At 55.4% G+C, this 24770-nt stretch carries 17 protein-coding genes; 11 read left to right on the plus strand and 6 right to left on the minus strand.

Going from position 1 to position 24770, the window contains the following annotated elements; all coding sequences use genetic code 11:
• Positions 1–69 precede the first annotated feature (69 nt).
• Positions 70–279, minus strand: a complete 210-nt coding sequence (locus QP109_RS08305) for a YciI family protein (protein WP_285024306.1) — start codon at positions 277–279, stop codon at positions 70–72.
• Between the two features lie 67 nt (positions 280–346).
• On the minus strand, positions 347–664 hold the full coding sequence (locus QP109_RS08310; RefSeq protein WP_285024307.1) for a YciI family protein: 318 nt from the start codon (positions 662–664) through the stop codon (positions 347–349).
• An 83-nt stretch (positions 665–747) separates the two neighbouring features.
• On the opposite strand from QP109_RS08310, the gene uvrA reads away from it, so the two are divergent.
• A complete protein-coding gene (gene uvrA, locus QP109_RS08315) occupies positions 748–3633 on the plus strand; it encodes an excinuclease ABC subunit UvrA (RefSeq protein WP_285024308.1) in 2886 nt (961 codons plus the stop codon).
• A gap of 136 nt (positions 3634–3769) precedes the next feature.
• Here uvrA and QP109_RS08320 read toward each other — a convergent pair whose 3' ends face one another.
• The 4 genes from QP109_RS08320 to glnA all read right to left on the minus strand — a co-directional run bounded on the left by QP109_RS08320 (position 3770) and on the right by glnA (position 9852).
• Positions 3770–4504: an SDR family oxidoreductase gene (locus QP109_RS08320; protein ID WP_285024309.1), complete on the minus strand. Its 735-nt coding sequence runs from the start codon at positions 4502–4504 to the stop codon at positions 3770–3772.
• On the minus strand, positions 4501–6420 hold the full coding sequence (locus QP109_RS08325) for an AMP-dependent synthetase/ligase (protein WP_285024310.1): 1920 nt from the start codon (positions 6418–6420) through the stop codon (positions 4501–4503). Before QP109_RS08325 ends, QP109_RS08320 begins: the two co-directional genes overlap by 4 nt.
• Positions 6417–8234, minus strand: a complete 1818-nt coding sequence (locus tag QP109_RS08330) for an AMP-dependent synthetase/ligase (protein WP_285024311.1) — start codon at positions 8232–8234, stop codon at positions 6417–6419. Before QP109_RS08330 ends, QP109_RS08325 begins: the two co-directional genes overlap by 4 nt.
• Positions 8235–8427: 193 nt before the next feature.
• Entirely contained in the window at positions 8428–9852 is a 1425-nt protein-coding gene (gene glnA, locus QP109_RS08335) for a type I glutamate--ammonia ligase (RefSeq protein WP_285024319.1), read from the minus strand.
• Between the two features lie 525 nt (positions 9853–10377).
• Here glnA and uvrC point away from each other — a divergent pair.
• The 10 genes from uvrC to pulA all read left to right on the plus strand — a co-directional run bounded on the left by uvrC (position 10378) and on the right by pulA (position 24150).
• Positions 10378–12390, plus strand: a complete 2013-nt coding sequence (gene uvrC / locus QP109_RS08345) for an excinuclease ABC subunit UvrC (protein ID WP_285024313.1) — start codon at positions 10378–10380, stop codon at positions 12388–12390.
• Between the two features lie 82 nt (positions 12391–12472).
• Positions 12473–13735, plus strand: coding sequence for a formate-dependent phosphoribosylglycinamide formyltransferase (gene purT, locus QP109_RS08350; protein ID WP_285024315.1), 1263 nt, complete (start codon positions 12473–12475; stop codon positions 13733–13735).
• A 19-nt stretch (positions 13736–13754) separates the two neighbouring features.
• Positions 13755–14702 (plus strand): RNase adapter RapZ, encoded by a 948-nt coding sequence (rapZ, locus tag QP109_RS08355; protein ID WP_101627743.1) that lies wholly within the window; start codon positions 13755–13757, stop codon positions 14700–14702.
• A complete protein-coding gene (locus tag QP109_RS08360; protein WP_285024316.1) occupies positions 14703–15707 on the plus strand; it encodes a gluconeogenesis factor YvcK family protein in 1005 nt (334 codons plus the stop codon).
• A 22-nt stretch (positions 15708–15729) separates the two neighbouring features.
• Entirely contained in the window at positions 15730–16713 is a 984-nt protein-coding gene (whiA, locus tag QP109_RS08365) for a DNA-binding protein WhiA (RefSeq protein WP_101627741.1), read from the plus strand.
• A gap of 198 nt (positions 16714–16911) precedes the next feature.
• Positions 16912–17919 (plus strand): type I glyceraldehyde-3-phosphate dehydrogenase, encoded by a 1008-nt coding sequence (gene gap / locus QP109_RS08370; RefSeq protein WP_101627740.1) that lies wholly within the window; start codon positions 16912–16914, stop codon positions 17917–17919.
• Positions 17920–18044: 125 nt separating this feature from the next.
• Positions 18045–19235, plus strand: coding sequence for a phosphoglycerate kinase (locus QP109_RS08375; protein ID WP_285024317.1), 1191 nt, complete (start codon positions 18045–18047; stop codon positions 19233–19235).
• A 3-nt stretch (positions 19236–19238) separates the two neighbouring features.
• Positions 19239–20015 (plus strand): triose-phosphate isomerase, encoded by a 777-nt coding sequence (gene tpiA / locus QP109_RS08380; RefSeq protein WP_270773208.1) that lies wholly within the window; start codon positions 19239–19241, stop codon positions 20013–20015.
• Positions 20016–20159: 144 nt separating this feature from the next.
• Positions 20160–20405 carry a preprotein translocase subunit SecG gene (secG, locus tag QP109_RS08385; RefSeq protein ID WP_006681051.1) on the plus strand — a complete coding sequence of 82 codons (246 nt, stop codon included), beginning with the start codon at positions 20160–20162 and terminating at the stop codon, positions 20403–20405.
• Positions 20406–20805: 400 nt separating this feature from the next.
• On the plus strand, positions 20806–24150 hold the full coding sequence (gene pulA, locus QP109_RS08390; protein ID WP_285024318.1) for a type I pullulanase: 3345 nt from the start codon (positions 20806–20808) through the stop codon (positions 24148–24150).
• Positions 24151–24770: the final 620 nt, after the last annotated feature.

Below are 24770 nucleotides of genomic sequence, written 5' to 3' on the forward strand. Positions count from 1 at the left end.
TCAGGAAAGGACCCCTCAAATAAAAATACGCCCGACGGCGACACGCCGACCGGACACACTTTCTGCTACTTAACCCTCAAGAAGCGACGCGACCCTATCGGCGTTCTCAGCTTCGAAAATCAGCAGAGCCGTCGGATGATCGCCGGTAACGGGGCCCGAGGCCACATTAAATCCGTCGTCCTTCAACTGCGTTAAGAATGCGCGGTGTTTGGGACGAACCTCGTCCATCAGCGTTGATTGGGCAGGGTCATAAACGTAAGTCACTGCAAAGTAAGCCATGACTCAACGGTAGGCGCAACGGGCGGTGATTGCATATGAAACGCCACGTCAGGCCTCGTCAATTCTTTTACGAAAAGGGGAATTCCGTATCGAACCCTTCGGCCCCGAAGCCGATCGTCGGCACCCATTCGCGAATCTTGCAGGTTTTGACAAAACCCTGAAGAGCAAAAGGATCGTCAGCGAGGATCTCGAAAACATCCTGAGCCGAATTGGCGCGAAGAATAATCAGCGCATCATTTTCTCCCCTATCACGCAGGAAGCCGGAAGCCACCACAATGTCGCGCGAATGCAGGTCTCGCAGGAACTGGCGGTGAGCGGGTCTGAATGATTGGATCAACGATTCGAGTGAATGGTCGTAGGTGTATTCGATCACGTAGAGGCTCATTGCCTTATAATGCCAGTTAAACCGCCGTTTGACGATGGAACACATGTACGACATTCGAACCAGGCGCCGAGTAGACTGTTAGGGTGCGTGAATCTTTAGTTATTTCTGGTGCTCGCGAGCATAACTTGAAGGATGTCAGCCTCGAGTTGCCTCGAGACACAATGATTGTTTTTACGGGGCTTTCCGGCTCCGGTAAGTCATCGTTGGCATTCGATACGATCTTCGCAGAGGGCCAGCGTCGATACGTGGAGTCCCTGTCGTCGTACGCGCGCCAGTTCCTAGGTCAGATGGACAAACCCGACGTCGATTTCATCGAGGGTCTGTCGCCCGCGGTCTCGATTGACCAGAAGTCGACATCGCGCAACCCACGTTCCACGGTTGGCACGATTACTGAGATTCACGACTACCTGCGTTTGCTGTACGCGCGTGCGGGGATCGCTCACTGCCCGAAGTGTGGCGCACGCATTCAGGCGCAGACTCCCCAGCAGATTGTGGACCGCGTGCGTTCCATGGACGAGGGAACGCGTTTCCAGGTTCTGTCGCCGGTCGTGCGTGGACGCAAGGGTGAGTATCAGGACCTGATCAATGAGCTGAAGACGTCCGGTTACACGCGTGCGATCATCGACGGCGAATTGGTTCGACTCGAGAACGCTCCAGTTTTGGAAAAGAAACTGCGCCACACGATCGAGGTCGTCATTGACCGGCTCGTGGTGCGTTCCGGTATGCGCCAGCGCCTTACTGATTCGGTAGAAACAGCTCTCCGTCTGTCCGATGGCCTCGTTATTATTGACATGGTCGACCTGGACGAGGACGATCCTGATCGTCGTCGCCGATACTCGGAAAAGCGTTCGTGCCCGAACGACCACCCGCTAGCGTTGGAAGAAATCGAACCTCGTACATTCTCTTTTAACGCTCCCTACGGTGCCTGCCCAGACTGTACGGGTATTGGGTCGAAGAGTGAAGTTGATCCTGACCTACTGGTTCCCGACGAGGAACTGTCGCTGGCCGACGGTGCGGTGATCGTGTGGAACTCGAACTTCAAGTACCACAAGCGTCTGCTGGAGTCCTTGTCCGGTGAACTCGGATTCGAGATGACAACTCCGTGGAAGGCCCTGCCTGACAACGTCCGCGAAGCCATCCTGTTTGGTAAGGATTACGAGGTCAAGGTTAAGTTCCGCAACCGGTGGGGACGTGAGCGTTCGTACACGACAGGCTTCGAAGGTGCCGTCACCTACGTTGAGCGCAAGCGCGAGGAAACCGAATCGGAATGGGTGTCGGAGAAGCTCAACGCCTATATGCGTGAGGTTCCGTGTCCGACGTGTCAGGGGGCTCGTCTGCGTCCCGAGGTTCTTGCGGTGACAGTGGGCGATTTGTCGATTGCTGAACTGTCTGACCTGTCGATTTCAGATGCCCGCGCACACCTTAATGCGTTGGAGTTGGATCAGCGTTCGCAGGCGATTGCCAAGCCAATCCTGCAAGAGATTCGCGCTCGCCTCGATTTCCTTGTCGATGTTGGCTTGACCTATCTGACGCTGTCACGTGGTGCCGGAACGCTATCGGGTGGCGAGGCTCAGCGTATTCGTCTGGCCACGCAGATTGGCTCCGGTTTGGTTGGCGTCCTGTATGTGCTTGACGAACCGTCGATCGGCCTGCACCAGCGTGACAATCGTAAGCTCATCGATACCTTGAAGCGTCTTCGCGACCTTGGCAATACGCTGATTGTTGTCGAGCACGATGAAGAAACGATGGAAGCCGCTGACTGGATCGTCGATATCGGTCCGGGCGCCGGTGAAACGGGTGGCTGGATTGTCCACTCCGGCACTGTGGAAGACTTGAAGAACAATAAGAAGTCACTGACTGGCGACTACCTGTCGGGCCGTCGTTCCATCTCAGTGCCCGCTACTCGTCGCCCGGTTGATCCTGAGCGCATGCTGACGGTCAAGGGTGCACGCGAGCATAACCTCAACGATGTGACGGTTTCGTTCCCTCTTGGCACCTTTACCGCTGTGACGGGCGTGTCTGGTTCGGGAAAGTCCACGCTGGTGAATTCGATTCTGTACCGCACGCTGGCATCGCGTTTGAACGGTGCGCGCCTTGTGTCGGGTCGTTACCGTTCAATGAGTGGCCTCGAACATCTCGATAAGGTTGTCCACGTTGATCAGTCGCCGATCGGTCGTACGCCACGTTCGAACCCTGCGACGTATACGGGCGTGTGGGATGCGATTCGTAAGCTGTTCGCGGAAACACAGGAAGCGAAGGTACGAGGCTACGGTCCGGGCCGTTTCTCCTTCAATGTGAAGGGCGGACGCTGTGAATCCTGCAAGGGCGACGGCACTCTGAAGATCGAAATGAACTTCCTGCCTGACGTGTATGTTCCCTGCGAAGTGTGCCATGGTGCACGGTACAACCGTGAAACCTTGGAGATTCTTTACAAGGGGAAGTCAGTCGCGGACGTTCTGAATATGCCGGTGTCTGAAGCGGCGGAGTTCTTCGCGCCGATCTCCAAGATTGCGCGACATCTCAATACCCTTGTCGAGGTCGGCCTGGGTTACGTGCGATTGGGGCAGGCGGCAACAACACTGTCGGGTGGCGAAGCACAGCGCGTGAAGCTCGCGTCCGAACTGCAGCGTCGTTCGACTGGACGAACGATCTACGTGCTGGACGAGCCGACGACCGGCTTACATTCCGAGGATATTCGTAAACTTCTGCTGGTTTTGCAATCGCTGGTTGACAAAGGCAATACGGTTATCGTTATTGAGCACAACCTGGACGTCATCAAGTGCGCTGATTGGATCGTTGATATGGGCCCCGAAGGTGGTTCCGGTGGTGGTCGCGTCATTGCTGAAGGGACACCAGAAGCCGTTGCGAAGGTGAAGGGGTCGTTTACCGGTGAGTTCCTGGCAGATATTCTCGCGAATGCGAAGAACGAGTCTGTCGCGAAGAAGAAAACCTCTGCCCAGAAGAAATAAGGACGAGGCTTCTGCTACTCCTTTAACCTGCGAGTAGGGGAGCATAACGAAAAGGGGGGGGCGCTAATCAATCATGATCGCGCCCCCTTAGTCCGTTCAAGTTCGGACCGTAACAGTGGTTTCATAGCGAAGAAACTCAGATAGACGGGTTGGTCTTCTTCGCTTCGGTCGTTCGAATGTGTAGCTCGTCGACGTTCGTCGAGACTGGCATATCGACGGCAAGACGCACGGTCTTCGCAACATCTGAAGCACGCATGTGATCGTCAGGGTTGTAGGTCTTGCCAGCCTGAGCCTGCATAGCGACCTGCATATCAGTATCGATACGTCCAGGGTGAATAGCGACAACGCGAACCCGACCACGTTCAGCTTCACGCAGACAATCGGTGAAAGAGCGCAACGCCCACTTCGAGACCGTGTACGCAGCGTCAGAGGGATAGACGCGCACACCAGCACCGGAGTTGATGACAACGACCGTGCCGAAACTCTCGCGTAGTTTCGGCAGACACATCCGTGTCACGTCAGCGACAGCAATGACGTTGGTTTCCAAGACCCAGCGCCAATCGTCGCGAGTCGTGTTATCAAGCGTCGCCTTCTTGCCAACACCAGCATTGTTGACGAGGACATTGAGACGCCCCACTGTGGCCAACACATCCGAAAGAGCGTGGGCGGCCTCGTCCTCATTCGTCAGATCGGCGACAAAGGCTGAAGCATCACCCAACTTGTCGACCACGCGACCTACTGCTTCGGCTGATCGTCCGCCAACGATGACGTGATGCGTCTTCGCCAGTTCAACGGCAATCGCATGTCCGAGGCCACGAGTGGCACCGGTGACCAGAGCGACTGGGCGATCGGACGATACTGTAACGGTCATCGCGCGTCTCCATTCTGAGTTGTGTCGGAATAGAGTGCATCGACCTCGTGGGCGAAGTCGCGCAGAACGACGTTGCGCTTCAACTTCTGGGACGGGGTCATGTAGCCGTTCTCGACCGTGAACTCGGCGTTGACGATGCGGTATCGGCGAATCGATTCCGCGCGCGACACCTTTTCATTCGCTCGAGCAATCGCCTTTTCGAGCGATTTACGCACGGCCGGAAGGTTCGCAGCAGATGCCGTATCTACAACATCCTGTCCCTTCGATGCGAGCCACATCGGAAGCATTTCAGCATCCAAGGTGATGAGCGCTCCAATGTACGGGCGAGCATCACCGACAACAACCACGCTCGAAATCAATGGGTGTGTTTGCAAGGAATCTTCCAAAACCTCGGGCGAAACGTTTTTGCCACCCGCGGTGACAATCAATTCTTTCTTACGACCCGTAATACGCAGGTGGCCCGTTTCGTCGATAGCACCCAAATCACCGGACTTGAACCAGCCATCAACGAAGGAGGCTTGAGTTTCCTCCGGCAGGTTGTGATAGCCCTTCATGACGCTGACACCCTTTATCAGGATCTCACCGTCTTCATCGATACGAATCGTGTTACCCGGCCAGGGGAAGCCCACCGAATCCGGCGGGAAGTCCGAGGGCCATTCGACGGCAATCGGCCCAGTTGTCTCCGACAGACCATAGCCCTGCAGAAGGGTAATACCAAGGCCACGGTAGAAATGAGCAAGGTCAGCTGCCAGGGGAGCGCCACCGCAAATGATCGTGTGGAGGTTCGGGCCAAGCACTGACTTTACCTTGCGCAGAGCCAGAGCATCGGCAACACGTAGGCGAGACTTCAATGCAAAGGAAGGACCGGGAGAAGGGGCAGCAGACGCTGAAGGAATCTGAGTCGTGTGGCTGGTCGGAGCGCCTACGGCCGAGGAGCGTTCGATTTCAGGAGCCTTCGCGTATGCGGTCGCATGCGACAGTTGCTTCGCCTGGTTTGCTGCCCATGAGAAAAGCGAGCCCTTGATACCGCTACCGGCCTTCGCGGTTGCAGCGTTGTACACCTTCTCCAGAACACGAGGCACGACAAGGAGCATTGTGGGCTTGAAGGTCGAAATGTCCGTCAGCAGGTTACGCATATCCGGAACGAACGCGACGCGTCCCTGACCGCCAAGCAACGCGTACATGACGAAGCGTGCCAGAGAGTGCGCGACGGGCAGGAAGAGCAGTGAGCGCGACTTTGGAGAATTGATGAGGTCCGGGAGGAAGTCGTAGGCCTGAATGGCAGAGGAAATGAAGTTTCCGTGCGTCAGCTCAATGCCCTTTGGGCGACCCGTTGTCCCCGAGGTGTAGATGATCGTTGCAACGTCGTGAAGTTTACGGAGCTCAAGACGTTCGTTGACCTGTTCGGGTGTCACGCCTTTAGCGGCAGCGAGAATTGTGCGCTCGGCGCCTTTATCGAGCGACATGATGGTCACGTTATCGCGTGCAACTGAACGGACAAGGTCTGCCTGTTGCGTTGTTGCTGTGACAACAATCGTCACTTCAGAGTCGACAAGGATGTGTTCGATCTGTGCTGCAGAATCCGTTTCGTAGATCGGAACTGTGACTGCGCCACAGCTGAGCGCTGCGAGGTCAATGAGCGCCCATTCGAATGACGTGGGCGCAAGAATGGCAAGATGCGCGCCCGGTTGCAGGCCAAGGCCGATCATGCCACGTGCCGTATCGTCGATACGACGAACGAACTCATTGATCGTCATCGGACGCCACTGACCAACGCCGTTTCGGCGTTCAATCGCCACCTGATTCGGGTGGTCAATTGCGCGCTGTCGGATCATCTTGGGCAGGTTCCAGTCAGGATCGGCTACGCGAGTAGCAGGATTATCCCATGTTGATGCGTCAAGGTGGATCAATGTCATTTCTTTTGCCCTTCGGCGTAGAGTGCGTCGACCTCGTGAGCGAAGTCTTTGAGCACAGCGCGGCGACGAAGCTTCAGCGACGGAGTCATATATCCATTTTCCACCGTAAACGTCTGATCGATGATCCTCAACCGCCGAATGGACTCTGCGCGCGACACCTTTTTGTTTGCACGCGTGACTGCTTTCTCCAAGGAATCGCGTACTTCTGGCATATCCGCAGCCTGTGCAGCGTCCACAACCGGGAGGCCATGGTTCTTCAGCCATGTGGGCAACATATCGGAATCGAGGGTAATCAGCGCGCCAATGTAGGGGCGAGCATCGCCGACGACAACAATATTTGCGATCAGCGGGTGGGTGATCAGCTGTTCTTCGAGGACCTCGGGCGAAACATTCTTTCCACCGGCGGTGACGATCAATTCCTTCTTACGGCCGGTGATTGATACTCCGAGGTTCTTATCCACGGTGCCAAGGTCACCTGTACGGAACCATCCGTCAATAAAAGAGTCCGCGGTCGCGTCGGGGAGGTTGTAGTACCCCGACATCACCGAAACGCCTTTCAGAAGAATCTCGCCGTCATCAGCGATCTTGACGTAGTTACCAGGCAGAACGGGGCCGACATAACCAGCCGGGTGGTTATTCAGCAGCTGGACACATGCGGGACCGGTCGTTTCAGAAAGACCGTAGCCCTGTAGCACCTTCAGACCGAGGCCACTGAAGAACTGCGCAAGATCCGATGCAAGCGGGGCTCCGCCGGACACGATGTACTTCATGTTCGGGCCTAGGACCTCGCGAATCTTCTTCAGAACCAGAGTGTCAGCAACCGAGTGGCGCACACGCTTCAACGGCGATGGGCCAAGCGTCTTTTCTTTCGAAGTTGCCCACGACCTTGCCTGCTTGGCAGACCATGAGAAGATCTTGCCTTTAATGCCCTTACCGGCCTTCGCCGCTGCGGAGTTGTAGACCTTCTCCAAGACGCGCGGGACAACCAACAACACGGACGGCTTGAATGACGCAATGTCGGGAAGCAAGTTCTTAATGTCGGGGGAGAATCCCAGTGTTCCTTGACCGGAGATCACTACGTGCATGACGAAGCGAGCGAGTACGTGTGCCACGGGGAGGAACAGAAGCAGGCGGGTGTCGGGGGAGTCAATGACCGATCCGAGTACCTGTCGAGTTGCGTAGGCTGTGCCGACAAAGTTGGCGTGAGTCAGGCAGACACCTTTCGGCATGCCGGTTGTTCCCGACGTGTAAATGATGGTTGCCAGATCACTGCTCTTGATTCTGATACGGCGTGCTTCAACTTCTGAAGCCTCGATGCCGAGTGCAGCTGTAGCGATATTGCGCATGGCGCCACGGTCAATGGAATCAATGAAGCGAACGCTGGGAGTACGGACACTTTCCACAAGTTCCGCCTGCTGGCGGGTCTGGGTGAATACCTGAACAACCTTCGCGTCGGTCAGGATATGTTCGATTTGAGCAGCAGAGTCTGATTCGTAAATGGGAACGGTGATAGCTCCGATAGACAGGATGGCGTAGTCCAGTAGCATCCACTCATACGAGGTTGATGAAAGAATTGCGACGGCATCGCCGGGGTGAATGCCCTGACCGATCAAGCCACGAGCCACATCGTTGATTTGAGCAAGAAGCTCTTCGGCGGTCACCGGTTGGGGGAGTCCAACGGGAGTGCGCTGTTCGACGGCGACCTGTTTGGGGTACTTCTTAGCACGCGCAATCAAGAGTGAGGATACTGATTCGTGTGCCCCAACCTTGAACTTTGGCTTCACTGTGAATGAACCGTCGCGTAGCTTTTTCATGGATTCCTCCCGTGGTCGCGAACTTATTTCAATTCTTTTATTAACTTGAGCCTACCTACATCTCCTTCAAGTAGTGTGCGACCCTCCGGTTTTGGACGGCGTTTGATTGCTCACGATTCACGCGGTGGTGTGTATGACACAAGGCCCCGCCGATCCGAAAACGGATGAGCGGGGCCTCCCTCAAGCAATCGGCTCAGAGATCGAAGTACATCTGATACTCGTAGGGGTGTGGGTACACGCGCATAGGAGCGACCTCGTTCGTCTCCTTGTAGTCGAGCCATGTGTCGATGAGGTCCTGGGTGAAGACGTCGCCTTCAGTGAGGAACTCGTGGTCGTTGCTCAGAGCCTCAAGAGCTGCTTCGAGCGAGCTCGGGAGCTTCGTAATGTCCTGGTACTCAGCCGGCGGAAGCTCGTAGAGATCCTTATCGATTGGAGCAGCAGGCTCAATACGACGCTTGATGCCGCCGATGCCGGCCATCAGGCAGGCCGCGAAGGACAGGTACGGATTGGCCGACGGGTCCGGGACACGGTATTCGACGCGCTTCGCCTTCGGGGACGTACCCGTAACAGGAATGCGGATACATGCCGAGCGGTTACGCGCCGAGTACACCAGGTTAATCGGGGCTTCGAAGCCGGGAACCAAGCGACGGAAAGAGTTGACCGACGGGTTCGTGAAAGCAAGCAATGCCGGAGCGTGTTCAAGCAGACCTCCGATGAACCAACGAGCAGTGTCGGAGAGTGAACCGTAGCCTCGTTCGTCGTAGAACAGTGGCTCGCCGTTCTTCCAGAGCGAAAGGTGGGTGTGCATACCCGAGCCGTTGTCACCGAACAGTGGCTTCGGCATGAAGGTTGCCGTGTGGTCGAAGTCAAGAGCGGTGTTCTTGATGACGTACTTGAACTTCATCATGTCGTCCGCAGCCTTTTGCAGGGTTGCGAAACGGTAGTTGATTTCCTGCTGACCACCGGAACCAACCTCGTGGTGAGCGCGCTCAATCTTCAGGCCGACTGCGGCAAGGTTACGAACCATTTCATCGCGGATATCCGCGTACTGGTCCTGGGGTGAAACAGGGAAGTAGCCCCCCTTAACGCGAACTTTGTATCCACAGTTGCCACCTTCTTCTTGCCGGCCTGTGTTCCACCATGCTTCGGGGGAGTCAACCTTGAAGAACGTTGAGTTCGGCTTGACCTCGTAACGGACGTCGTCGAAGAGGTAGAACTCAGCTTCGGCGCCGATGAAGCATTCGTCAGCGATACCGGTGGAACGTAGGTAGGCCTCAGCCTTGGCTGCAACCTGACGAGGATCGCGAGAGAAGGGCTCGTCGGTGAAGGGGTCAACGATCGAGAAATTGATGACGAGAGTCTTGGCGACGCGGAAAGGGTCGACGAATGCTGACGTGATGTCGGGGATGAGTTTCATGTCGGACTCGTGAATAGCAGTGAAACCGCGCACGGATGATCCGTCGAACATCAAGCCATTCTCAAGGGCATCGTCAACGAACTCCTGCGCGGGAATTGTGAAGTGCTGCTGGACGCCGGGAACGTCGCAGAAGCGAACATCAACAAATTCAATGTCCTGTTCAGTAATAAACGAAGCAGCCTCTTCGGAGGTGGTGAACATAAGGTGTCCTTCCATCGCACGTTATTAATGCGTTGATGCCAAGACGTTTGGTAAAAACTTTGCCAAACAACCGCTAAATAGATGGTATTACATGGCGTTTCATGCGCGAAAAAGATTGTCCGAAATGTGGCGCATTTGTCCTGTTGTGGCGTGAATTCGCTAAGATGAGCCTGTTCTTTCCACAAGTATTTACTATTACTTTGCAATTGTGGAATAGATGCATTTTCGACGCGATGAGACATCACGAGTGCTCGAGTGCGTGATCAACGCGCCATTGGTCTCTATAATCCGGCGAATGAACACGATGCGCGCAGTGGCAGCGGTTGAAGCGATTGCTCGTGAAGGGGGCCTGCGCGTTCTGACGTGGCGAGACGTTCCGGTCGAAGATGATGTTTCATTCCTCGTTCTTTCTGACCGTGAAACAAACGCTGAAATGGCGCCAATCTCGTCACTTCTGGCTACTGCAGCTGTCCGTCATCATCTTCTGCGTCGGCATACGCGCACCCAGGTACGTACACTATTCAGGTGGCCGACCCGTCAACGTACCGTCCGAAAACCGGTGATATTCCTTCGTCACCGGGCGTCTATCGTTTTTCCGATAAAGACGGTCGAGTTATCTATGTCGGTAAAGCAAAGAACCTTCGCAATCGTCTGACGAACTATTTCCAGGATCCAGGCAATCTTCACCCTCGTACGCGCCAAATGGTGTTTACGGCGACGCACGTTCAATGGACCGTTGTTCGTAGCGAAATTGAAGCCCTGACGCTTGAATTCACGTGGATCAAAGAGTTTAATCCACAGTTCAACGTCATGTTTAAGGACGATAAGTCCTATCCTTACTTGGCTGTGACCATGGGGGAGAGATACCCCCGCGTTCATGTCACGCGTCAGGCGAAACGTGCCGGAACGCGTTACTACGGCCCGTATACGCAGGTGTGGGCGATTCGTGAAACGATCGATTTGCTCTCGCGTATCTACCCCGTGCGTACGTGCACCTCGGGAGTTTTTCAGCGTGCGAAAGCCCAAAAGCGAGCCTGTCTTCTGGCACATATCGACAAGTGTTCTGCTCCCTGTATCGGTGCGATTAGCGAAGAAGATCATCGTCAGCTTGCGCAGAATTACTGCGATTTCATGGAGGGGAAGACCGGTCCCATTGTCCGTGAGTTGAAAGAACGGATGAAAGAATCCGCAGCGCACCTTGACTTTGAAACTGCCGCCAAGACCCGCGATGACCTGAAAGCGATTGAGAACGTTCTGGAAAAGAACGTTGTTGTCCTAGATGATGGTACAGACGCTGATGTCTTCGCGCTTGTTGCTGATGAACTCGATGCTGCTGTCCACGTTTTCTTCGTTCGTGGTGGTCGTATCCGTGGCACGCGAGGATGGGTGATCGATCGCGTCGATGGTGCAGATGAACAGGTCTTGATGGCCCGTTTGCTTGAACAGGTCTACTCGCAGCTTCCTCCTTCTGATCCGAACACCCCGACAAGGCGCGAGAAGGTCAAAAAGAAGTCGGTTGACGACATCGCACACACTCCAACGTCGGCGATTCCGCACGAAGTTTTCGTCTCGATCGAGCCGGACAACAAGCAAATGATTGCTTCCTGGCTGAGTGAAGTGCGAGGGGCGTCCGTGCGCATTCACGTGCCCTCGCGCGGTCCGAAAGCCCAGCTGATGGAAACGGTGCGTGAGAACGCTCGCCAAGCGCTGGAACTCCATCAGACCAAGCGAGCAGGCGATCTGACTGTTCGTTCCCAAGCACTTGAAGAACTGGCTGAAAACCTCGGACTGGATGCTGCCCCGCTGCGCATTGAGTGCTACGACATCTCGCACACCATGGGTACCCACCAGGTCGGTTCCATGGTCGTCTTCGAAGACGGCGCTCCGCGTAAAGACGCTTATCGGACATTCAATATTCGAGGCGTAGATGGCAACGGCACCCCCGATGATACGTCCGCGATGGACGAGGTTCTGCGCAGGCGTTTCTCCCGCCTGCTTGCAGAAGAAGCAGGGCTTGCTGGTGAAGACGATGAGGGCGTCGCCTTCGAGTCCGGTCCGATTGATTCACTCACAGGAAAGCCACGCAGGTTTTCTTATCGGCCCGACCTTGTGGTCGTCGACGGTGGTCTGCCTCAAGTGAACGCAGCGCGTACTGCACTCGATGATCTTGGCGTCGACATTCCTCTTGTGGGATTAGCTAAGCGTCTCGAAGAAGTCTGGATTCCCGGCGACGACTTTCCGATGATCTTCCCGCGCGCCTCGTCTGCCCTCCACTTGCTGCAGTACCTGCGCGATGAATCCCACCGATTCGCAATTACGAAGCACCGTAAGCGTCGAACGAAAGCACAGACGAGGTCCGTCCTTGACACCATTGACGGCGTCGGCCCCGCGCGGCAATCAGCGCTACTCACGCGATTCGGATCAGTGAAAAAACTGCGCAAAGCAAGCGTCGACGACGTAGCTTCGGTGCCCGGTATTGGCCCAGTGCTTGCTCAATCGATCCTCGAAACACTGAATCCACAGCCCGAACAAGCCTGATCGACCTCGTGAATCTTTCGTTCAGTCGACCAAGTCAAACGTGAGCACACCCGTACACACGCGCTTTAGTCCACTAACCTGAATGAAGAAAACTCAATTCACCAACGGGGAGCACACTATGACGCCGGCGTTTCATCTTCCGTGTCGCGTTTTGCTGCTGGGTAGCGGAGAACTCGGAAAAGAAGTCACAATCTGTCTGAAACGCTACGGCGTATACGTGGTTGCTGTAGATGCCTACCCGGCAGCTCCCGCGATGCAGGTCGCCGACGAGTATGCGGTTCTCGATATGTCGGATGACGACGAGCTTTTCGCGTTACTCGAACGGGTGAAACCAGACCTTGTTGTCCCCGAAGTTGAAGCAATCGCCACTGACGCGCTGGCAAAGTTTGAAGCAACGCATCAGGACACGCGTATCGTGCCCAACGCATTTGCCGTCCAAGCAACGATGGATCGCAATCGCATTCGTGGCCTTGCTGCGAACCTCGACGGTGTTGTCACTTCTCAGTTCCGCTTTGCTTCAAGCGCCGATGATATTCGCGAGGCACTGAATCACACTGGCCTGCCTGCTTTCATCAAACCAACAATGTCATCGTCTGGCCACGGACAGTCCCGTATTACCTCCGAGGAACAGGTTGATGAGGCCTGGAATGCGGCTCAGGAAGGCGCACGCTCTCAAACTGGTGAAGTCATCGTCGAAGAAGAAGTACGGTTCGACTGCGAAATCACGCTTCTGACCGTCCGCTGGTGGAATGGCGAATCGATCGAAACGTCCTACTGCAGTCCCATCGGACACCGACAGGTCAATGGTGACTATGTTGAATCGTGGCAACCGGCAGCGATTTCGCCACTGGCGCTTGAACGCTGCCAGGCCATGGCGAAGCTCGTAACAGACGCATTGGCGTCCAATGGAGCATCGCCTGCTCTCGGCCTCTTTGGCGTCGAGTTCTTCATCAAGGGCGACGACGTCTGGTTCTCGGAATTATCCCCACGCCCGCACGATACTGGCATGACCACCATGGCGTCCCAAGCACAGTCTGAGTTCGAGCTTCACGCCCGCGCAATCCTCGGCCTGCCCATCGATACGACGCTACGCACACCGGGTGCATCTGCAGTCATCACATCAACACAACCCCTCAAACACCCCGAATACCTAGGCGTCGCCGAAGCCTTGTCCAAGGCCGATGGGGTCAGGATATTCGGCAAGCCCGTCACGCGAGCCGGTCGTCGAGTCGGCGTTGTTCTGGCAAGCGGTGCCAGCAGCGACCAGGCACGCGAGCGCGCAAATCGGGGAGCCGACGCTATCACGCTTGTTGAAGCAACGTTGCTACCCGGCGAAAACAATTGAAAAGTGCGATAGTTACACCATGACTGACGAACTCGATAACAACCCGCCAACCGTACCCGCAGGCATCCCGTTGCTTGACGTGAACAGCCCGGTCGTTGCCCCCATAGCATCGAACGAGGTCCTCATCATCACAGGTGCATCTGGCGCTGGACGTACCGGGGCAGGCAGAGCGCTTGAAGACCTCGACTGGTACGTCGTCGATAACCTGCCACCATCAATGTTGCCCGCGTTGGTCGGCATGATGTCACCGGCAGGCGGAGGCGTCCACCGTCTGGCGGCAATCGTTGACGTACGCTCACGCACATTCTTTGCTGATCTGACGAAGACGTTGGACCAGATGAGAGATATGGGTGTCGCCTACCGGGTTATCTTCCTCGAGGCAGACGAACGCACTCTGGTGAAACGCTACGAGTCCAACCGTCGCCCGCACCCGTTGCAGGGGCAGAAAACAATCCTGGACGGCATTGAAGCCGAACGACGCATGCTTGCTCCCGTTCGTCGCATCGCAGATGAAGTGATTGACACGTCGAATATGTCCGTCCACGACCTGACGCGCCATATCCGCGATGTCGTTGCGGGGGAGGGTGATCGTCCGCTTCAAATCACAGTTGAATCTTTCGGCTTCAAACGAGGAATCCCGATTGATGCTGATCATGTGCTTGACGTGCGTTTCTTGAAGAACCCGTACTGGGTGGATGAACTCCGTCATCTGACCGGTCGCGATAAGCCGGTTGCGGATTACGTGCTGGATCAGCCCGGAGCTCGACAGTTCGTTGTGTCATACGCGGACCTGCTTGCCCCCATGCTTCAGGGCTACATTAGTGAGCTCAAACCATTCGCAACAATTGCCGTTGGATGTACCGGCGGTCAGCACCGCTCGGTCGCATGTGCGGAACTGATTGCCAACAGGCTTCGTGAAAACGGCTATCCTGTCCGAGTCCACCACCGTGATCTCGGGAGAGAGTAAATGTCATACGTCGATGCAGCAGGTTGGACACTACGCGGAGAAACCGGTCCTTCCGTTGTCGCTCTCGGTGGTGGCCACGGTCTTTCCGTCACTCTGCGCGCTCTTTGCCACATCACGCGATCTCTGACTGCGGTAGTTACCGTCGCCGATGATGGGGGATCATCAGGTCGCCTGCGTCAAGAGATGGAGATCCTGCCACCCGGTGATCTTCGCATGGCTCTTGCCTCTCTCTGCGAAGAAACCGAGTGGGGTCTGACGTGGCGTGATGTCCTACAAACGCGTCTTGAAACAACCGGGCCGTTGAATGGGCACGCTTTAGGTAACCTTTTGATCTCCGGCTTGTGGCAGTTGCTTGAAGACCCGGTTGAGGGTCTTGATTGGGTTGGGCGCCTTCTTGGTGCGAGCGGCCGTGTGCTTCCAATGTCCATCGATCCTCTCCAGATCGAAGCGGACATGGATGATGACGGACGTAAGTACACGGTTTCGGGACAGTCGAAGGTGGCGGTTGCGCCAGGAACTGTCGAACATATTCGTCTTCTTCCCAAAAGCCCGCGTGTTCCAGCAGAAGTTGGGACGGCGATCGAACAGGCGGATTGGGTTTTGCTTGGTCCTGGCTCGTGGTACACGTCCGTGATTCCGCATCTGTTGGTGCCAGACGTTCACCGTTCACTTGTGACGACCGATGCCCACCGTGCGTTGATCTTGAACCTATCGCGCCAGCGTGGCGAGACAGATCGTATGACCACTGCCGATCATGTTCGCGTGATCCGTGACTATGCTCCAGATTTCAAACTGGATGTGATTATTGCCGATCCAACCGCCATTGATGATGTCGACGACCTTATTGTTGCTTCAGAGGGGCTGGGCGCTCGCGTCCTACTTCGACAGGTTCGTACCGGTGATGGACAACCTCACCACGACCCGCTCCGCCTTGCCGCAGCACTGAGGGATGCGTTTGACGGGTTCCTTGGAGAAGTCGGCAAAACTGAGACTTGGCTGCCCTGAAGCGACATCTGAGGAAATGAACGTGTCACTAACTACTGACTTAAAAGATGAACTTGCGCGCGTTGCGCCACAAACTCAGTCTGAGATGGCTGCTGAAACCGCTGCGATTCTGCGGTTCGCTGGTGGACTGCACCTTGTTTCCGGCCACATTCTGATCGAAGCAGAGCTGGATACCCCCGCAGCGGCGCTCCGTCTTCGCCTGTTTTTGCAGACGCTCTACAACGCTGAATCAACGGTTGTCGTTGTTTCAGGTGGTTCGCTGCGTCGCGGTAAGCGTTTTGTTGTTCGCGTTGTGCATAAGGCTGACGAGCTTGCTCGTATGACCGGTCTTGTCGATTCTCTTCGCCGGCCAGTACGCGGTCTCCCTGCCACCTTGGTGGCGTCGGGGAACGATGAAGCGGCCGCGGTCTGGCGTGGAGCGTTCCTTGCGCGTGGGTCACTGATGGAGCCCGGGCGCTCGACTTCGCTGGAAGTGACATGCCCAGGACCCGAGGTTGCGCTCGCTATGGTCGGATGTGCGCGAAAGTTGGGCGCCGCTGCACGTTCGAAAGAAGTACGAGGCACGGACCGCGTCTCTGTCCGCGATTCAGAGGCCATCGGGCAACTGATTGGCAAGATGGGGGCCTCCTCTACTCAGAAGACGTGGCAGGATCGTCGAGAGAAGCGCGAAGCCCGTGGATCGGCGAATCGTCTGGCGAACTTTGATGACGCCAACCTGCGTCGTTCTGCGCGTGCTGCTGTAGCCGCGGGAGCCCGACTGGAACGTGCCTTCGAAATCCTCGGCGACGACATTCCGCCTCATCTTCTTGAAGCGGGAACTCTGCGTCTGAAGTACAAGCAGGCGTCCTTGGAGGAACTGGGAAAGCACACGGATCCGCCGTTGACGAAAGATGCTGTTGCCGGTCGTATTCGCCGCCTGCTGGCCATGGCTGACAAGGTTGCTCATGATCGTGGGATTCCGGATACGGAAGCGGCACTCACGATCGAAATGCTCGAGGACGACTGAGGACTTTAGTCCACCTCAAGCTGCGAACGTTATTATTGCCACGTAGGGGTTCGTCCACTGAAGGTGCCGTAGGCCACCGTGGGGTGTAAATTAGGTCTTGCTAGAACCGCAGATAACTGCGGGCCGGATTCGCACCGTGCGGATACCGGTTGCACATTCGAAAACGTGCCCGTGCAGGGCACGAGCAGGAGGACAATAGTGACCACCCGCGTTGGCATCAATGGCTTTGGCCGTATTGGACGCAACTTCTTCCGCGCAGCACTCGAGCAGGGCGCGGACATCGAGATCGTTGCAGTGAACGACCTCACCGACACCAAGACTCTCGCTCACCTTCTCAAGTACGACTCGATTCTCGGTCGTTTCAATGGTGAAGTTTCCTACGACGAATCCTCCATTATCGTGAACGGCAAGGCCATCAAGGTCCTCGCACAGCGCAACCCGGCCGACCTCCCCTGGGGCGAGCTCGGCGTTGAGGTCGTTGTGGAGTCCACCGGCTTCTTCACCGATGGCACCAAGGCTGCAGCTCACATCGAAGCTGGCGCCAAGAAGGTCGTTATCTCCGCTCCGGCGAAGAATGTTGACGGCACCTTCGTCATGGGCGTGAACCACGAGGATTACGACAACGCAACGATGAACATCGTTTCGAACGCTTCGTGCACCACCAACTGCCTTGCACCGCTGGCCAAGGTTCTCCACCAGGAGTTCGGCATCGTTCGTGGCATCATGACCACCATCCACTCCTACACCGGCGATCAGCGCGTCCTTGACGCACCGCACTCGGATCTGCGTCGTGCACGTGCAGCAGCACTGAACATGATCCCGACCAAGACCGGCGCGGCACAGGCTGTTGCTCTGGTTCTCCCGGAGCTCGCTGGCAAGTTCGACGGCCTCGCAGTCCGCGTTCCCACCCCGACCGGCTCCCTCACCGACCTCACCTTCCAGGCAGAGAAGCCCGTCACCGTTGAGTCCCTTAACGCCGCAGTCAAGGCTGCCGCTGAAGGCGAACTCAAGGGCATCCTCGAGTACACCGAAGATCCGATCGTTTCCACCGACATCGTCGGCGATCCGCACTCCTCGATCTTCGATGCATCCGAGACCAAGGTCATCGGCGACCTCGTCAAGGTCCTGTCCTGGTACGACAACGAGTGGGGCTACTCCAACCGCCTCGTCCAGCTGACCGCTTTGGTTGGCTCGAAGCTCGCCTGAATCGCACCCCGTACGCTGTGATCAGCAAACACTTGCGCCCGTGCACCCCCTATGAGGTGTGCGGGCGCTTGTGTACTCACGATTTTCGGGCGGATACTCCGCCCCTTTAACGAAAGGTTGGTTCTATGAGGACCATCGAAACTCTCGGCGAACTGCGTGGCAAGCGCGTTCTGGTTCGTTCTGACTTCAACGTTCCGTTGAAGGACGGTGTCATCACCGATGACGGTCGTATTCGCGCGGCACTGCCGACCCTGAACCTGCTGACCAAGGCTGGCGCCAAGGTTATCATCATGGCTCACCTCGGTCGCCCGAAGGGCAAGGTCGATCCGGCATTCTCGCTGGCACCTGCCGCAGCTCGTCTCGGCGAACTCATCGACGCCCCTGTCAGCCTTGCAGGCGACGTTGTTGGCGAATCCGCCAAGGCTACCGTTGCAGCTCTCGGTGAAGGCGAAATCGCTCTTCTCGAAAACGTCCGCTTCGACGCACGCGAGACCTCCAAAGTTGACGAAGAACGCGAAGAACTGGCCAAGGCATACGCAGAACTCGGTGACGCATTCGTCTCCGATGGCTTCGGTGTTGTGCACCGCAAGCAGGCTTCCGTCTACGACATCGCCAAGCTCGTTCCTTCCGCTTCCGGCCTGCTGGTTCTGAAGGAAATCGAATCCCTGCGCAAAGCAACTGAGAACCCGGAGCGCCCTTACGGCGTCGTCCTCGGCGGTTCCAAGGTTTCTGACAAGCTCGGTGTTATCGCCAACTTGCTGAAGAAGGCTGACCGCCTCTTCATCGGTGGTGGCATGGTCTTCACCTTCCTGGCAGCTCAGGGCTACTCGGTCGGCAAGTCCCTGCTCGAAGCAGACCAGATCGAAACCGTGAAGGGCTACATCGCCGAAGCAGCAGAGCGTGGCGTTGAACTGATCCTCCCGGTCGACGTCGTCGTTGCTCCCGAGTTCGCAGCTGACGCACCGGCAACCAACGTTGCTGTCGACGCTATTCCGGATGACCAGATGGGCCTCGATATCGGCGTTGAATCGCAGAAGCTCTTCGCCGAAAAAATTGCATCGGCGAAGACCATCGCATGGAATGGCCCGATGGGCGTCTTCGAATTCCCGGCATTTGCAGCGGGCACCAAGGCAGTTGCTCAGGCACTGTCTGACGGCGACATGTTCTCCGTCATCGGTGGTGGCGACTCTGCAGCTGCAGTTCGTACCCTCGGCTTCGACGAATCCACCTTCTCCCACATTTCCACCGGTGGTGGCGCTTCCCTCGAACTCCTCGAGGGCAAGATCCTGCCGGGTATTGCAGTTCTGGAGGACTGAAAAATGGCACGTACCCCGCTGATGGCCGGCAACTGGAAGATGAACCTCGATCACCTCGAGGCCAATCACCTTGTCCAGGGCCTGGCAATGGAACTGAAGGATCACAACCACGACTACTCCAAGTGTGAGGTCCTGGTTATTCCTCCGTTCACTGACATCCGTACCGTTCAGACTATCGTTGACGCCGATGAACTCGGCATCAAGTACGGTGCACAGGACGTTTCCATCCACGACAACGGTGCATACACCGGTGAAATCTCCACCGCTATGCTCGACAAGCTCGGCTGCACCTACGTCGTCATGGGTCACTCGGAGCGTCGTGAGTACCACAACGAATCCGATGAACTTGTTGGTGCGAAGGCACGTAAGACCCTCGACGCAGGCATGACTCCGATCCTCTGCTGCGGTGAAGCCCTTGAAATCCGCAAGGCCGGCACCCACGTTGAGTTCGTTCTCGGCCAGATCCGCGCAGCACTCGCTGGCTGGTCCGCTGAAGACGTCGCCAAGATCGTCATCGCCTACGAACCCATCTGGGCAATCGGCACTGGCGAAACCGCGACCAGCGAAGATGCACAGGAAGTCTGCGGTGCAATCCGCGCAGCACTGACTGAAGACTTCGGTGCAGACACCGCTGAAGCAACCCGCGTTCTCTACGGTGGTTCGGCAAAGCCGGGCAACATCAAGGAACTCATGGCTCAGCCCGATATTGATGGCGCACTCATCGGTGGCGCATCGCTGAAGGCTGATTCCTTCGCCGAGATGGCACGCTTCTACGCCTGAGCAATTCTTAACAATTGCGTCTGATAGTGGAGCCAACCGGCTTGCCGGTTGGCTCCCTCAGGCTTTAACCCGCTAGACTAGCGACAGTTACGTTTCAGCGATGCGCTTACGCGTGTATCGCCTACTCAAGAATCGGATTCAACAGTGACCGCACTCAAAATTACCCTGCTCGTCCTCATCGTGCTGACCAGCCTTTTGCTGACCCTCACGGTCCTTATGCACAAGGGCAAGGGCGGCGGTATCTCCGATATGTTCGGTGGCGGCATTTCGTCTACCGCCGGTTCATCCGGTGTTGCAGAGCGTAACCTGAACCGAATCACCCTCGGCATTTTGATCGTGTGGGTCGTGTGCATCGTTGCCTACGGTCTGATGCAAAAGTGGGTTTTCTGACCCGTTAGTCTTTCGAAATTTTGGGCCCCAACCACTGAGCTGTCCCCCGGAAGTTGGACTGATTTATTCAGTTTTTCTTCCGGGGGATTTGTATGCATTTGAGTTCTCAGTTGACTTATGAGCGGCGGGCGGTTTTGGTGGGTTTGTTTGAGCAGGGGTTTGGTTATAGAGGTTCGGCTAGGCAGGTCGGTGTGGGTCTTGAATCGGTGGGGTCTTTGTATAGGCGCTGGAGGATTCGTGACACTGTTGGACTTGTGAGAAAACCTGAAGCCTCCTGGGTTTTGTTCCTACCTGTTTTGGGTATTAACCCAATCTCATGTCTTATTTGAAGTCTGATACCATGGTTTCGGGAACGTTTCCGGCGATGTTGCCGCCTACGCCTATTGGTCGAGGAGGACCAGTGAAAACAAGAATTAGTAGAAGTTTTTTGGGATTTTTTATCGCTTTTCTGCTGGTAATAGCAGGCACTGCTACTCCCTTAGCTTACGCGGGACCCAATAGCGGGGTAATGTACCTGAACTTCAAGCCGGATCCGACCGTTGAAAACCCTTTAACTGTTTACCGAGTCGAGTACTGGGCTGATGGGCAGGCAAAGCAAAGTCAAATGTTCTCCGGCCAGCAACCAGAAGGGTATATAAACACAAATATTCTGGCGCCAGGCGATCCCTTGAACTTCCGGGTGTACCGCACGGACACCACTTCCTTACAGCCAGGACAGAGTGAAAATCGAGTTTGGGAATCCACCGTGTTTACTGGCGCGAAACCGGGGAACTCGGTTTTCACTAGGTGGGATGCTCGTAGTTTCAGTTATAACCAGGACGGACTGGAACCCGCAGCAGACGGCAAACTAAAGGTGAGTTTTACCCCCGATCCCAATGTGCCCGCATCGGAATATAACCTGTGGGTGTGGACCGAGGGTTCTGGTGGTTACCCCGTGGCTTTCACCGGAAAGGATGGGGCCGGTAACCTAACCGCCGAAGTCACTGTTCCGGCTCCGAATGAAAAAGTTAATTTGATTGTGCGCCGCTCTACTGCGACAAACGACTGGGCGTGGCAAACCTCTGATTTGAAGGATATCCCGGTTCCGGGCGGGATTGATATAAAAACCGATGGCAGCTACCAGCTAAAACCCGCCGAAAATCCCCCTGCCCTCCCTACCGAGGTCACGGTGACTGTCCACTACCTGCGTTCCGACAATAAATATGACAACTGGAATGTGTGGACTTGGCTTCCGGGTAAGGAAGGAAAGCGAGCGGATTTTGATGGAAACCATACCGCCACCCTTACTCATACAGACCCAAATGGGATTGAAAAAGTTGGTTTGATTGTGCGCCGTTCGGAAGCCGGAAATGAATGGGCAGAGAAAAACACTCCCGACGACCTCTTTGTTACCAAGTTTCCCCAGGGGAAGGCGGAAATCTGGATTGTGCAGGGTGACCCCAAAATTTACTATTCGGAATCCGACATTCCCAAACCCGGATCCACCAGCAATTGCGCGGATCTACATACCGCGGAATTTAATAACAAATATTTTTACGAGGGCGAGTTAGGGGCTATTTACTCCCCGGAAAAAACCACCTTTAGGGTATGGGCGCCCACTGCCCAAGCAGTCGAGTTCGTTAACTATTCCGAGAACGGAAAAGTCGCTGCCATGACCAAAGGGGAAAAGGGAACCTGGGAGATTACGCTCGACGATGACCAAAAGGGACTGCAGTATCGCTACCGTCTCCATTTCGCGGGTGACAAGATTAACGAAGCTATCGATCCCTATGCCCGGGCGGTTACCGCCAACGGTACCCGTACCGTGGTAATTGACCCCGATAAAACTGTACCCAGCAACTGGGATGGCAAACGGATGCCCGCATTTACCTCGATGAAGGACGCGATTATTTACGAGGCACACGTACGCGATTTAACCATCGGCCCTGATAATGGCATTACTAATAAGGGTAAGTTCTTGGGGCTCACTGAGGCGGGTACTAAAACCAAGGAAGGGAATCTTTCGGGTCTGGATTATCTAAAGTCTCTAGGGGTCACCCATGTGCAGTTATTGCCGATTTTTGATTTCTGGTCTGTAGATGAGCTGGGCGATCTTTCCTATAACGCCCAATATAACTGGGGATATGATCCCCAAAACTACAACGTTCCCGAAGGCTCTTACGCGACCAATCCGGCGGATCCCACCTCGCGCATCCTAGAGCTAAAGTCAATGGTAGAAACCATGCATGCTAATGATATGCGAGTGATTATGGATGTGGTTTATAACCATGTCTACAATCCGGAAACATCTCCATTGCAGCAAACTGTCCCGGACTACTATTTCCGGATGGATGCGAACTGTAAGTTCCAAGACGGGACCGGAGTTGGCAATGAAACCGCTTCTGAACAACTGATGATGCGTAAATACATTGTTGATTCGGTTACCTATTGGGCAAAGCACTACGATATTGACGGTTTCCGTTTCGATCTTATGGGTATCCATGACGTGGAAACTATGAAAGCGGTACGGGAAGCGCTAAATAAGATTGATCCCTCGATTGTGATTCTGGGTGAGGGCTGGAAGATGGGTAACCATCCCAGTGGGGTAGCAGCGGCTAACCAGGAAAACGCGAAACAGATGCCCGGAATCTCGTTCTTCAATGACCAGTATCGCGACACCGTAAAGGGCGATAACTTCGAGTTGAACCACACCGGTTTTATCAGTGGCGCCAACCAAGAACAACGCTCTTGGGATTTGTTGAACAATATCAAGGGCGCCCAATATGTGCGTAAATATCTGGGACCAGACCAATCCGTGGTCTACAACGAAGCCCATGACAACTACACCATGTTCGATAAATTGAAAGGAAGTTTGCCGGCAGATACCCCCGATAGTGAAGTAGCTCAGCGGCATGCCCTCGGTACCGGCACCCAGTACCTGGCCAATGGCGCAGTATTCATCCACGCCGGGCAGGAATTCTTGCGCACCAAAGCGGGGGATCACAACTCGTATAAGTCTCCCGACTCGGTCAACGTTTTCAACTATGACCGGGCTCAGCAATACGAAAAGGAAGTAAAGTTCTTCCGGGATTTAAACAAGTTCCGTAAGCAATATGATTTTATGCGTCAGGGCAGTTACGACGCTGTAAACCAGAAGTACACGCACGAAATTATTGCCGGTGAAGAAAGTATTGCTACTAATCATGTGGGGTATACCGTAAAAAATGCGTTCCCGGTGAAAACTAAGAGTGGTAAAGAAAGTGCCGATGCGTTCGCGTACGTGAATGCAGACAAACAGGCTTGGGAGGCACCTTTGCCGGCTGGGGAATATGAGGTGATGATTAAAGGATTGGACGTTTACCAAAAACCGGTAACGCTCACTTCAAACGGTAAAGTTACGGTACCTCCTTTAAGCATTTTATTGGTGAGGGAGGCCCCGGCGCCCGAGCCAGAACCGGAGCCAGAACCAAATCCGAATCCCGATCCAGGGGGAGACCCGAACCCTCAGCCACAACCTGAACCGGAACCAAACCCGAACCCAGAACCGCAGCCAGATCCGGATGTAAAACCGCATCCACAAAAGCCTGCTGCTGACCCGATGAATCCGACTCCTAAACCCGCAGAAAAGGGCAAGAAGTCTGTCCAAAATCGCAGTGCAGAGGAGCTGGCGAAGACGGGAGCTGGCGTGCCCGAGATGGTACTCATCTCGCTGCTGTTAGGGGCTTCGGGAGTTATGGTCACTTTCCGCGCTCACAAACGTGGATAACTAGCGCGGGTATTCCCCCCCCTACGAATTCGCTATCTGCTTGTGCGCGGTCGAGAGGGAAAGCTTCGCGCGATTTGCAGGCAAATATCGCCCGTCGTCCTCCGGAAAACAACACATTTTCCTGGAGGACGCGGGCGGGCTAGGCTGGTTTGTAAAGAAAGTTAGTTCTCCTTTTGGAATTGGGGTGAAGCATGACGTGAAGCGTCCTGGGTTTTGTTCCTACCTGTTTTGAGCGGATTGAGGTATTGGCCAAAGTGGTATTCGTAGGAGTTTAAGGATCGGGCGGTGCGTATGCTTGTAGATTGCTTGGCTGGAGGGCTAGCCCGCTAGGGCTCCACTCGTTCTAGGGCGACTTACAGTAGTAATCGACAATGTTCGCTCACCACGCGCATATACTGGGCGCGACTTCAAACTATCTGGAGTCGCGCCCGTTGCATGTGTGGCGTCAACGGAACTAACCACTTTATGGCAGAAAAGTTCTGCGCTAGTTCAAGGCTCTAGAAAACGCGTGTATCGTGTTTTGCAGGAGAGGAGGACAAGTGAGGGTTAAACGACAAAATGTGTGTTTTTGTTGGCGTGTCGGGATTAGAGTTGGCCTTTTCGGATGCCGAGTGAGTGGT

This window comes from Pauljensenia sp. UMB9872, assembly GCF_030212665.1.
Lineage (GTDB): Bacteria > Actinomycetota > Actinomycetes > Actinomycetales > Actinomycetaceae > Pauljensenia > Pauljensenia turicensis_B.